The organism is Rugamonas aquatica, assembly GCF_009380215.1.
GTDB classification, from domain to species: Bacteria; Pseudomonadota; Gammaproteobacteria; order Burkholderiales; family Burkholderiaceae_D; genus Rugamonas; species Rugamonas aquatica_B.
In genome coordinates, this window is sequence record NZ_WHUG01000002.1 from 642,840 (window position 1) to 654,662 (window position 11,823).

At 61.3% G+C, this 11,823-nt stretch carries 12 protein-coding genes, 1 pseudogene and 1 riboswitch; of the genes and pseudogenes, 9 read left to right on the forward strand and 4 right to left on the reverse strand.

Annotated elements, in window-relative coordinates:
* The first annotated feature begins 100 nt into the window (after window positions 1–100).
* Entirely contained in the window at window positions 101–1,051 is a 951-nt protein-coding gene (gene ylqF / locus GEV02_RS07155) for a ribosome biogenesis GTPase YlqF (protein WP_152837365.1), read from the forward strand.
* Window positions 1,052–1,144: 93 nt separating this feature from the next.
* On the opposite strand, the pseudogene GEV02_RS07165 reads toward ylqF, so the two are convergent.
* Window positions 1,145–1,495, reverse strand: a pseudogene (locus GEV02_RS07165) (DODA-type extradiol aromatic ring-opening family dioxygenase); the annotation flags it as partial.
* A gap of 278 nt (window positions 1,496–1,773) precedes the next feature.
* Between GEV02_RS07165 and GEV02_RS07170 the strand changes: the two are divergent.
* Together GEV02_RS07170 and GEV02_RS07175 are read left to right on the forward strand one after the other, a co-directional pair.
* Complete coding sequence (locus GEV02_RS07170; protein ID WP_152837366.1) at window positions 1,774–2,898, forward strand: hypothetical protein; 1,125 nt, start codon at window positions 1,774–1,776, stop codon at window positions 2,896–2,898.
* 6 nt (window positions 2,899–2,904) lie between these two features.
* Complete coding sequence (locus tag GEV02_RS07175; protein ID WP_152837367.1) at window positions 2,905–3,336, forward strand: hypothetical protein; 432 nt, start codon at window positions 2,905–2,907, stop codon at window positions 3,334–3,336.
* A gap of 128 nt (window positions 3,337–3,464) precedes the next feature.
* Here the strand turns inward: GEV02_RS07175 and GEV02_RS07180 are convergent, their stop codons facing one another.
* Window positions 3,465–4,262, reverse strand: a complete 798-nt coding sequence (locus GEV02_RS07180; protein WP_152837368.1) for a DODA-type extradiol aromatic ring-opening family dioxygenase — start codon at window positions 4,260–4,262, stop codon at window positions 3,465–3,467.
* A gap of 111 nt (window positions 4,263–4,373) precedes the next feature.
* Window positions 4,374–4,548, forward strand: a riboswitch (cobalamin riboswitch).
* Window positions 4,549–4,629: 81 nt separating this feature from the next.
* Between GEV02_RS07180 and GEV02_RS07185 the strand changes: the two genes are divergently transcribed.
* The 6 genes from GEV02_RS07185 to GEV02_RS07210 all read left to right on the forward strand — a co-directional run bounded on the left by GEV02_RS07185 (window position 4,630) and on the right by GEV02_RS07210 (window position 10,059).
* On the forward strand, window positions 4,630–6,633 hold the full coding sequence (locus GEV02_RS07185) for a TonB-dependent receptor (RefSeq protein WP_152837369.1): 2,004 nt from the start codon (window positions 4,630–4,632) through the stop codon (window positions 6,631–6,633).
* Window positions 6,633–7,535: a cobalamin-binding protein gene (locus GEV02_RS07190; RefSeq protein WP_152837370.1), complete on the forward strand. Its 903-nt coding sequence runs from the start codon at window positions 6,633–6,635 to the stop codon at window positions 7,533–7,535. Before GEV02_RS07185 ends, GEV02_RS07190 begins: the two co-directional genes overlap by 1 nt.
* 86 nt (window positions 7,536–7,621) lie before the next feature.
* Window positions 7,622–8,287, forward strand: coding sequence for a thiol:disulfide interchange protein DsbA/DsbL (locus tag GEV02_RS07195; RefSeq protein ID WP_152837371.1), 666 nt, complete (start codon window positions 7,622–7,624; stop codon window positions 8,285–8,287).
* A 10-nt stretch (window positions 8,288–8,297) separates the two neighbouring features.
* Window positions 8,298–8,630 carry a hypothetical protein gene (locus tag GEV02_RS07200; RefSeq protein WP_152837372.1) on the forward strand — a complete coding sequence of 111 codons (333 nt, stop codon included), beginning with the start codon at window positions 8,298–8,300 and terminating at the stop codon, window positions 8,628–8,630.
* A 49-nt stretch (window positions 8,631–8,679) separates the two neighbouring features.
* Window positions 8,680–9,426, forward strand: a complete 747-nt coding sequence (locus GEV02_RS07205; protein WP_152837373.1) for an SDR family oxidoreductase — start codon at window positions 8,680–8,682, stop codon at window positions 9,424–9,426.
* 135 nt (window positions 9,427–9,561) lie between these two features.
* Window positions 9,562–10,059 (forward strand): ester cyclase, encoded by a 498-nt coding sequence (locus GEV02_RS07210; RefSeq protein WP_152837374.1) that lies wholly within the window; start codon window positions 9,562–9,564, stop codon window positions 10,057–10,059.
* On the opposite strand, the gene GEV02_RS07215 is transcribed toward GEV02_RS07210, so the two are convergent.
* Entirely contained in the window at window positions 10,019–10,933 is a 915-nt protein-coding gene (locus tag GEV02_RS07215) for a LysR family transcriptional regulator (RefSeq protein WP_152837375.1), read from the reverse strand. The genes GEV02_RS07210 and GEV02_RS07215 overlap by 41 nt on opposite strands.
* On the reverse strand, window positions 10,926–11,786 hold the full coding sequence (locus GEV02_RS07220) for an efflux RND transporter periplasmic adaptor subunit (RefSeq protein ID WP_328595747.1): 861 nt from the start codon (window positions 11,784–11,786) through the stop codon (window positions 10,926–10,928). Before GEV02_RS07220 ends, GEV02_RS07215 begins: the two co-directional genes overlap by 8 nt.
* Between the last annotated feature and the right edge of the window lie 37 nt (window positions 11,787–11,823).

Here is an 11,823-nt window from a genome sequence, read left to right on the forward strand (position 1 = left end):
ATATGGTCAGAAAAACGGAAAAGCGCCTCATGATATCCGAAGTCCAGTCGGGCCAGCGGGTAAAATAGCGGATTGTCAGAACGATTTTGAAGGTCAGAGCATGTCGATACAATGGTACCCAGGGCACATGAACGCCGCCAAGAAGAAGGCGGCCGAGCAGATGGAGAACACCGATCTGGTGATCGAGGTGGTCGACGCGCGCCTGCCCGAGGCCAGCACCAACCCGATGGTGGAGGAGCTGCGCAAGTTCCGCCAGCGTCCGTGCCTGAAGATCCTCAACAAGGTCGACCTGGCCGATCCGGCCGCCACGGCGGCCTGGGTGGCCTACTACAACGCGCAGGAAGGCGTGACCGCGTTCGCGATGACGACCAAGAAGCCGGCCGACGTGGCGCGCGTGCCGGAACTGGCCAAGCAGCTGGCGCCGCACCGCGGCGTGCCGACCAAGCCGCTGCGCATCATGATCATGGGCATCCCCAACGTCGGCAAGTCGACGCTGATGAACGCGCTGTTGAAGCGCAAGGTGGCCAAGGTCGGCGACGAGCCGGCCGTCACCAAGCAGCAGCAGAAGCTGTACCTGGACAAGAACACCATCCTGGTCGACACTCCGGGCATGTTGTGGCCGAAGATCGCGCTGCCGAGCGATGGCTTGATGCTGGCCGCCAGCCATGCGATCGGCTCGAACGCGCTGATCGAAGAGGAAGTGGCGGTGTTCCTGGCCGACGAGATGCTGAAGTACTATCCGCAACTGCTGGTGGCGCGCTACGGCTTCAAGGAGATTGAAACCTTCGACGGCATCGCGGTGGTGGAGGGCGTGGCGGCCAAGCGCGGCTTCCGCCAGAAGGGCGGCGACCTCGATTTCGAAAAAGCCTCGCACACCTTCCTGGGCGACTACCGCAGCGGCATCCTGGGCCGCATCTCGCTGGAGACGCCGAACAACCGCAAGGAGCGGCTGGACGTGCATGACGCCGAGATGGCTGTGAAGGAGGCCGAAAAAGCCGCCATCGCCGCCGCCAAGGCCGAAGCCTACGCCAACGGAAAGCGCGGTACGTAACTAAACCGCCGTCATTCCCGCGAAAGCGGGAATCCATACACAGCGTCTTGGGATGCTCAGCATGGATTCCCGCTTTCGCGGGAACGACGAAGTTTAGCCGAAGCGGAAGCTGCTCACCGCCAGCGATCCCACGAACGCGTCCTCGTGATAGGGGACGCTGGCCGCTTCGTTCTCCGCCGCGCCCAACACCACCATCAGCGGCAGCAGATGCTCCTCGCGTGGATGCGCCATGCGCGCTGCCGGCGCCTTTTCCCATTCCATCAACTGCGCGGCACGCTGCTGCGGCGGCAGCGCCATGGTTGCGCGCAGCCAGTCGTCGAAGGCGTGCGAGGCCGCCGCGCCCTGGGCGTTGAAGGCGCGCAGGTTGTGGTAACTGAGCCCGCTGCCGACGATCAGCACACCCTGCTCGCGCAAGGGCGCCAGCAAACGGCCCGTTTCCAAGTATTGCCTTCGCAGGTAAGGATTCTTCGTCTTTCCTCACTGGCTACTTTGGCGTTTGGGCGATCCTGACATCAACCGTTTGACTTCGCATGTAATGTATATGTTTTAGGCAACTGGTGATTGACAATATCAAAAACGCATTGATTGGTGGATCTTTCATCCAGCCTAGCATCTACCTGAGGCGTGAGGGTTGCACCATGTAGTGTTACATGTTGTTACATGTATATTGTTGCATGAAAGCATTGAAAAAAATATAATCTTTTCTTTTTTGAAAGGATATTATGCGTATCAGATTAAATTTACTTGGTTTGGCATTGTTGGCGTTGCTCACCGCCTGCGGTGGTGGGGATGCCTCATTTAACGATGGTGCACAAAACCGTTCCGCAGGTATTAAATCGCAGGGCGGAGTTGAAAGTGATGTTTCTTTTAAGAACGAGCCAGAAAAGCAAGCAGAATTAAACCCATCCGAAGTTAATTATACAAACTCGGAAACCACGTCAGAAAAAACTTTATCCAGCGATGCGCCGAGATCAACTAAAACTCTTCGGTTAGGATCCTATAGTTCCTACGTTCCAACGGGCTGGATAGATGATGAATTCAATAGGGCATACGTATTTACGTTTACTGGCGGACTTGGGGCTAGTGCGTATCAGCCGCCGAAAAAACCTGATCCACTTCCTCCTCGTCCTTCTTCGAATGTGGGCGGCTTGGAGGCCTATGAAATTCCTGCTCTGCCGATATTCCACCCAATTCCATATGCGAATACCTGGAAAGGACAGGAAGAGCCAGACTCGATTCCTATGACGGCCGCCTGGAATTCTTTTTTATACAATTCGATGGCCTGCGCACCCGCATGCACCATGGTTATTGCTGATATTTTAGCGACAGCTCCGGCAGCCTCCACTTCTTTAGGAGCTCGACCTGGCAGCAATCAAATTTCTTTAGGTGATCCTAGCCTTGATAGTTTGTATTGGGGGCAAAACCCTCAAAGTTTTGGGTTTCAATTTCTTCACGCTAAGCGCCTCGAAGTCTTGGCAAACGCGATAGATCGAAGAGCGGACAGAATTTTGGCGGCGTGGGAAGCGCTTACACTTTTAGTCGCGAAATCTGAGGCGACAACAGGTAAGACTGAATATCAGTACGCCTTGGTCGTGGATCGAGATGGTGGCTACCCGGACGTGCGCTATGGTTATGTTAAAATGAAGGCGCTGGACGTATGGAAATATGGCACCTCTCTTGATCCAGATTCGCGCTATCCTTTGTCTGTGCTTAAGAACTTAGGCTTGTCGATGGTAAAAGAGTCTGAAGGAACAAAATATCAGGTACTTACCCAAGAGAAAATGCAGTTAATGAAATATTACATAGAACATGGTGAATTACCGCCTGGAAATAAAATATTTAAATAACTAAAAATGAAAATTAAAATTTCATCAGTGGCGAGCGAAGAAACAATCATTCCACTCAATAGATTTTATACAAAACTGGAAGACTCGCTTAATAATTATTTTTCGAAAAATCCGTCTGAATTAGTTTTTATGTTTGTTATCGTTTCGGTTTATGATGATAAAGATGAGAACTATAAATCTTGCAAGGGGCACAATAAATCCGGAAAGGTTACTGATCCGTTCTCTAAAGAAAAATTTGAATATTTTAGTATCGCCGTTCCATATGAGCCCAGGAAGGTTTTAGCTTTAACTGAAGCAGAGCTACGAGAAGATTTGTGTGGTGAAATGATCTGTAGTCTTTCGAATACTTCGGTTAAAACCCCTAAAGGGTTTGATTTTGATCACTTTGTTAGTGAAGTGAGACTAGCCTTGGAAATTTATAAGCGAGCTAAAATCTAGATATCTAAATTGATTTGTCCTTGTTGCCACTATGGTGGCGAGGCAAATTTTTAGTTTTTGGAGATCAGGCGCCGGAGGCTAAGAAAGCTTAACTTAGACTTAGTGCACCTTGGTATCGGCTTTCGTATTTAACCAAAGCGGAAGCTGCTCACCGCCAGCGATCCCATGAACGCGTCCTCGTGATAGGGGACGCTGGCCGCTTCGTTCTCCGCCGCGCCCAGCACCACCATCAGCGGCAGCAGATGCTCCTCGCGTGGATGCGCCATGCGCGCATCCGGCGCCTTCTCCCACTCCATCAACTGCGCGGCCCGCTGCTGCGGCGGCAGCGCCATGGTGGCGCGCAGCCACTCGTCGAAGGCGTGCGAGGCCGCCGCGCCCTGGGCGTTGAAGGCGCGCAGGTTGTGGTAACTCAGCCCGCTGCCAACAATCAGCACACCCTGCTCGCGCAAGGGCGCCAGCAGACGGCCCGCCTCCAGATGCGTCAGAGGATCGAGGCCGTGCTTGAGCGACAGCTGCACGATGGGCACGTCCGCATCCGGATACACCGGATACATCGCGCTGAAGGTGCCGTGGTCGAAGCCGCGCTGCGGATCCAGCTGCGCCGGCAAACCGCCCGCATCCAGCAGCTGCTTGACCTGCGCCGCCAGCTCCGGCGCACCGGGCGCCTGATACTGCACCTCATAGGTGTGCGGCGGGAAGCCGCCGTAATCGTAGATCATCGGCGGCCGCGCCGACGACGACACCGTGAAATCGCGGCCCTCCCAATGCGCCGTAATCACCAGCACCGCCTTCGGCCTCACGCCGAGCTGGCGCGGGATGTCGCGCAGCGACGCGTCCAGCTGGCCGTACAGATGGCCCACCTGGTCCATCATGAACGGCCAGGGGCCGCCGCCGTGGGAAAGGAAATAGCTAGGCAATGCATTCATGGTAAAGCTCCGGTTTGAGGATGAACTCACTATAAGGACGGAAGCTGTTGTAATCAATGCGCGAAATGTAGATAGGTCATATCTAAATTGTTAATGATACGGAGCACGGGCGTATAATGCCGGGGTTCTGGTGCTTGCCCATGTGCTCACATGGGCAGTTAAACGGGAAACACAGGCCGCCCACGCTCGCAGCGTGACGGCCAAGGTGTGCTGCCCCCGCAACGGTAACGCAAGGCCGCTTGAGCGCCTTGCCAGCCCGGATACCGGCCAGATATGGGGGAAGCGCGCGTGATGCGATCCGCGCGACTTCCGTACACTTCCGGCTTGCGGGGACGCAGGCGGATGTCTCTTTTGAAAATGATCTGACATGCACTCCACCGCTTTCCAACCGCGCCTGCTGGCCGCCGCCGTTTCCCTGTGCTTCACCGCCGCCGTTCCCGTCACCGCCATGGCGCAAGATGCCGCCGCTGCCGGCGCCACCGCCGGCGCGCAAGTCGCCCAGGTGCTGGCGCCTATCGTCATCACCGGCTCGCGCTTCGACGCCGACCCGGCGCTGGCCCCGATCGGCGCCACCATCATCAGTGCTGAAGACATCCAGCGCGCCGGCGCCAACGACGTCAACGCCGCGATCCGCAAAGTGGGCGGCGTCTACGGCCGCCAAAGCCTGGACGGCAGCCCGGATTTCGGCCTGGACCTGCGCGGCTTCGGCACCAACAGCAGCCAGAACATGGTGATCGTGCTGGACGGCGTGCGCCTGTCGGAAAATGAGCTGAGCAACGCCATCCTGTCGACCATCCCGATCGACACCGTGGACCACATCGAAATCACGCGCGGCGGCGCCAGCGTGTTGTACGGCGACGGCGCCACCGGCGGCGTCATCAACATCGTCACCAAGCGTCCGGTCAAGAACAGCCGCCGCGGCAGCGTGTTCGTCGAGGGCGGCCAGTTCCGCGCCGGCGAAGCGCGCGCCTCCGGCTTCCAGGCCTGGGACGGCTTCGCCGCCGACGCCACGCTGGACACCCAGCGCACCGACAACTACCGCGACAACAACGAATTCAAGCAGACCCACTTCAGCGGTGGCGCGCAATGGTTCGACAACGCCGGCCGCGCAGGCTTCCGCTACGAAGGCGCACGCCAGGACATGCGCCTTTCGGGTTCCTTGAGCCAGGCGGAGTACAACGCCAATCCGCGCATGGCCAAGACGCCCAATGACTACGCCAATCTCGACAGCGACCGCTTCACGGCCTTCGCCCAGCGCCGCATCCGCGGCTACGAGCTGGCGGCCGATCTGTCCTACCGCAAGAAGACGGTGGAATCGGTGTATAGCGGATCGTCGCCGAGCGTCAACGAAAGCAAGCAAACCCAGTTCTCGCCGCGTGTGCGCCGCCTGGGCGAGATCGGTGGGCTGCTCAATGAAATGGTAGCGGGCGTTGATTGGACCGTATGGAACCGCACCTCCGTCGGCGACTATTCCGCCGCCGACGCCAGCCAGCATTCGAAGGCGCTGTATGTGCGCGATGAGCTGCGTTTCGACAGCGCGCATGAGGGCCGTGTCTCGGCCGGCGTGCGCCGCGAGATTTTCAATAAAGACTTCAGCGATCCGAAGAACAGCTTTGGCAGCACCGCCTACAAAGCGTCGCAAGGCCTGAACGCCTGGGAGCTGCAGACGAGCTACATGCCGGTTGCGAACCTGACGGTGTACGGCAAGGCCGGCCAGAGCTACCGCGTCGCCAACTCCGAAGAGAATGCCTACACGCCTTTCGCCAACAAGCCGCTGGCGCCGCAGCAGTCGCACGACCTGGAGCTGGGCGTGAGCTATGGCGCCGCCGCGCAGAAGATCACCGGCCGCGTATTCCGCCACAACCTGAGCAACGAAATCTTCTACGATCCGACGATCTACGCCAACACCAACCTGGCGCCGACCCGCCGCCAAGGCTTCGAGCTCGATGCCGAACAGCGCATCAACGCCAACTGGAGCGTCAACGCGCACTACCAGCATGTCGACGCCAAGTTCACCGAAGGCGCCTACAACGGCAAGGAAATGATGCTGGTGCCGAAGAACACGCTGACAGCGCGCCTGAGCTGGACCCTGGCTACCGGCCACACCGCCGACGTCGGGGCGCAGTGGGTGGACAGCCAGCGCAACGGCGCGGACTTCGACAACAAGTGCCCGGCGCAGATTCCCGCCTACACCACGCTGGACGCGCGCTACGCCCGCAAGCTGGGCCAGTGGGAGTTCGCGGTGTCGGGCCAGAACCTGGCCGACAAACGCTACTTCTCGCAAGCGTTCAGCTGCAAGGATGGCATCCAGGGCGGCATCTACACCGCCGACGGCCGCCAGCTGAAACTGTCGGCCCGCTACGAGTTCTGATGCGCGCCCTGACCAGCAACGTTCGCCGCGCCTTGCCGTTGCTGGCGCTGGCGCTGGCGTGCGCGCCGCTGTGCGCTCACGCCGCCGTCACGGTGAAGGACGACGCCGGCAACAGCGTCACCGTCGCCAAGCCGGCGCGGCGCATCATCTCGATGGCGCCGCACATCACCGAGCTGCTGTTTGCGGCCGGCGGCGGCGAACGCGTGGTCGGCGTCATGAACTACAGCGACTATCCGGAAGCGGCCAAGCGCATCCCGCTGGTGGGCAGCAACGCCACCATCGACATGGAGCACGTGCTGGCGCTGCGCCCGGACCTGCTGGTGGTGTGGAAGAGCGGGAACACCGCCGGCCAGCTGGAACAGCTGAAAAGCCTGGGCATCCCCATCTTCTACAGCGACCCGCAAAAGCTGGACGCCGTGGCCACCAGCCTGACCCGCCTGGGCCAGCTGATGGACACGGGACCGGCCGCGCAAAAGGCCGCGCAGGACTACCGCCAGCGCATCGCCAAACTGTCGGCCACCTACGCGCAGCGGTCCACGGTGCGGGTGTTCTACCAGATCTGGGAAAAGCCGCTGTTCACGCTGAGCGGCGAGCATATCGTCAGCGACGCGCTCCGCGTGTGCGGCGGCCAGAACGTGTTCGCCGCGCTCAAGGTGGCGGCGCCCACGGTCAGCACCGAGGCCGTGTTGCAGGAAAATCCGGAAGCCATCATCGGCGGCGAGAAGCACGACGCCGAAGCCGGCATCAATATCTGGAAGCCGTACAAGGGCATGCAGGCGGTCCAGCGCGGCAACCTGTTCATGATCGACAGCGAAACGCTGGTGCGCGCCACGCCGCGCATCGCCGACGGCATCGCCGTGCTGTGCGAGCGGCTGGAAGCGGCGCGCCAGCACCGGCCTTGATGGGTTTAATGCGGCCATAATTTGCACATCGTGGAAAAGGTGGTAATCTCGCGGCGTTTGCCACTTCCCCTCGATGAAGGACTGTTATGCGTTTCCTGAGCTTCCTGCGTCCGCTGGTCGTTACCGCGGCTTTCATGGCCGCTGCCGCCGGCGCCCAAGCCGCCGATTTCAAGAACGGCGTGGACTACAACACGCTGGACCTGCCCAACCGTCCCGACCCAGGCAAGAAGGTCGAAGTGCTGGAAGTGTTCATGTACCACTGCCCGTACTGCAACCAGCTGGAAGCGCCGCTGGCGGAATGGGTCAAGAAACAGGGCGACAAGATCGTGTTCCGCCGCATGCACCTGGGCGAGGATGCGCAAGCCAAGGCCTTCTTCACGCTGGAAGCGATGAACGCGCTGGGCAACGGCATGCACGAAAAGCTGTTCCACGCCGTCCACGTCGAACACAACCGCCTCAATACCGACCAGGCCATCCTCGACTTCGTCGTCAGGAACGGCGTCGACAAGGCCAAATACCTGGAATTTTTCAACTCGTTTGGTGTCCAAGCGAAGATGAAGCGTGGCGCGCAGGTGGCAAACCAGTATAAACTCGACAGTGCTCCGACGCTGGTGATCGACGGTCACTACACGACATCGCCGTCGGTGGCGGGCCACGGCCTGACGTCCACCCCCGAGGTGCACGCAGCCGTGTTTGCAGTGGCGGACAGCCTGGTAGCCAAGTCGGCCCAGGAACGCGCCGGTAAGAAGTAAGGATAGCCCCATGAAAGAAATCAGCGATGAACAAAAAGCGGCCGAGGGCGAGGTCATGAAGATCTACAAGGAGTCTTCGCCTGTCATCGAGACCCTGTTCGAATGGGCTTACATCAACCACGTCGCCTGGAGCCTGGCGGTGCTGGCGCTGGGCTTCATCGTCTGGCTGTTGATCGCGTTGAGCAATGCCGAGAACCAGCGCAACGCGCTGATGACCAAGCAGTGCTTCGACCCCGTCTTCAAGGGCGAAATCGACAAGAAGTGCCTGCGCACCGTGCACTCGCGCGAGCACTGGTGGGAGCATGTGAGCTACGCGCTGACCCACGTCAGCCCGGAAAAATAAGCATGACCCAAGCCCGCAGCAGCGGGCTTTTTCTTTGATAAGGTACCTTATGAAACAAGTGATACTCGTCACCGGCAGCAGCCGGGGCATAGGTGCGGCGACCGCGCTGATGGCCAGCCGGCGCGGTTACGCCGTCTGCATCAACTACCTGAACGACGCGCAGGCGGCCGACAGGCTGCGCGCGCAGATCGTCGCCGAGGGCGGCGAGGCCATCGCCGTGCAGGCCGACGTCAGCGTGGAGGCGGACGTGCAGCGCCTGTTCGCCACCGTCGACGAGGAACTGGGGCCGTTGACGGCGCTGGTCAACAACGTCGGCGTGCTGGAACAGCAGTGCCGCTTGACGGAGATGTCGGTGGAGCGGCTGCAGCGGGTGTTCACCACCAACGTCATCAGCTACTTCTTGTGCAGCAAGGAGGCGGTCAAGCGCATGTCGACCGCCAGCGGCGGGCAGGGTGGCGGCATCGTCAACCTGTCGTCCGGCGCGGCGAAGCATGGGGCGCCGAATGTCTACATCGACTATGCGTCGTCCAAGGGCGCAATCGATGTGATGACGCTGGGTTTGTCGAAGGAAGTGGCGGCCGAGGGGATACGGGTGAACTGCGTCCGGCCGGGCATGATTTATACCGATATCCACGCCAGCGGCGGCGATCCCGGGCGCGTGGCGCGGCTGGAGTCCAACGTGCCGATGCTGCGCGGCGGCCAGCCGGAGGAGATCGCGGAAACGATATTGTGGCTGCTCAGCCCACAATCGTCCTACGTCAGCGGCGCCATCATCGACGCCGCCGGGGCGCGCTAGACGGCTGCCGTCCGCTGCGCGCTCGCCGCGCGGCATTTTCAACCGCCGCAAGCAGCTGCTTCAAGCGCCAGGCCAATTCCCGCGAGGCGGCGGGCGGCGCACAATCTGGGCATCCAATCAACGAAAGGACTGCCCATGAAACGCTCCCTCCTGCTTGCCGCCTTGCTGCTGGCCGGCGCCGCCCACGCCGACAACACCACCGACCTCACCATCCAGGCAGCCCGCCGCTACGCCGCCTTCTGGAACACCGGCGACCCGGCGCTGGCCGCGCAGGCGCTGGCGCCAGACTTCATGGACCGCACCTTGCCCGCAGGCCGCGAGCAGGGCGTCAACGGACCGCTGCAAGCATCAAAAGGCTTCCGCGCCGCCGTGCCGGACCTGAAAGCAGAAATCACCGACATGGTCGTCAACGGCGACCGCGTGGCCGTGTACCTGCACTTCAGCGGCCACTTCACCGGCCGGTTCGGCGCGACCGCCGGCAAGGGCCAGGTGATCGACTTCCAGGCCTTCGACCTGTATCGTGTGGCCGACGGCCGCATCGCCGAGAACTGGCACCTTGAAGACAACCTGACCCTGTTGCAGCAAATGGGCGTCATGCCAGGTCTGCAAAGCGCTCCAGCAAAAACTCAATAAGCAGCGTAATGCGCGGCGGCTGATAGCGGTTGCGGTGATACAGCAGGTTGAGCGGCGCGCTCTCGGTGAAGTACTCGTCCAGCACCGTCGCCAGCCTGCCGCTGCGCAGATCGCCCGCGATATCGAGGATGGACTTGTACGCATAGCCCTGGCCCGCGATGGCCCACTTGCGTATCACCTCGCCGTCGTTGCTCTGCTGCGTGCGGCGCACGCGCACCGCGCGCTTCTCGTCCGCCTCGTCGTTGCTGCAATAGCGCCACTCCTGCATCGGCCCCAGCGCCGTCACCAGCACCAGCGTCGGCAACTGCGCCAGTTCATCCGGCGTGGCCGGGCCGCCCGTCTGCGCGATCAGCGCCGGCGATGCGCACACCACGCGCCGGCTTGGCGCCAGCACGCGCCGCACCATCTCGCTGTCGGCCAGTTGGCCATAGCGGATCGCCAGGTCGATATCGTCCTGCACCATGTTGGCGGTGGTGTCGCTCAAGGTCAGCGCGTACTGCAGCTCCGGGTGCAGCGCGCGGAACTCGTCCAGCATCGGCATCAGCACATTGCGCCCCAGGTCCGACGGCGCCGAAATCTTCACCATTCCGCGCACGCCGTCGCCGCCCGCATGCAGGCCGGCTTCCGCCTCCGCCATCAGCGCCATCGCCTGCTCGCTGAAGTGGCGGTACATTTGGCCCTCCTCGGTCAGCCGCAACTGGCGCGTGGTGCGCTCGAACAGCTTGACCTTGAGCGAAGCCTCCAGCCGCTGGATGCAGGCGCTGGCCGCCGCCGGCGACATGCCTTGCTTGCGGCCGGCGGCGGAAAAGCTGCCCAGCTGCGCCGCGTCCAGGAACAGACGGATGGTGCTGAAGCGATCGGCGCCGTTATCCATGGATCACCACCGTGCAGGTCGTGCCGGCCACCAGGTCCAGGCCCTTGGGCTGCTGGTCGATGTGGATGCGCACCGGCACGCGTTGCGCCAGCCGGACCCAGTTGAAGGTGGGGTTGACGTCGGCCAGCAGCTCGCGGCCGGTGTTGGCGTCGCGGTCGGTGATGCCGTGGGCGATGCTTTCGATATGGCCCTTCAGCTGCGCCGAGCCGCTCATCAGGTGCACCTCGACGGCGTCGTTCACCTTCAGCAGCGGCAGCTTGGTCTCTTCGAAGTAGCCGACCACGTAGAACGAGGCGCTGTTAATCATCGCCAGCTTGGCCGCGCCGACTGCGGCGAAGTCGCCCGCATGCACGTTCAGGTTGGTGACGTAGCCGGTGACGGGCGCGCGCACCACCGTGCGCTCCAGATTGAGCTGCGCCAGGTTGCGCGCCGCCAGCGCGGCCTGGTACTGCGCCGTCGCCGTGCCGACCGCGAATTCCGCCGTCTCCTTGTTCTCCGCCGAGACGATGGAACTGTCCAGCCCCGCGCGGCGGCTGGCTTCCTTGCTGCGCCGGCCTTTCTCCACCTGCTGCGACGCCAGCACGGCGTTGGCCTGCGCCAGCGCGCTCTGGTAGCGCGCCGCGTCGACCACGAACAGCACGTCGCCCTGCTTGACCAGCTGGTTATCGTGCACCTTCACCTCGGTGACGGTGCCGGCGACATCGGCGCTGATGGTGACGACATCGGCCTTGACGCGGCCGTCGCGGGTCCAGGCGGACTCCATGTAGTGGTCCCAGGCCGAACGCCCCATCCACAGGGCGGCGGCCAACAGCAGCATGGTCAGGAAAAAACGGAAGATTTTGGATGCACTCACGGCAGGCTTTCTGATTGAGATAAATTATTTATGTTAT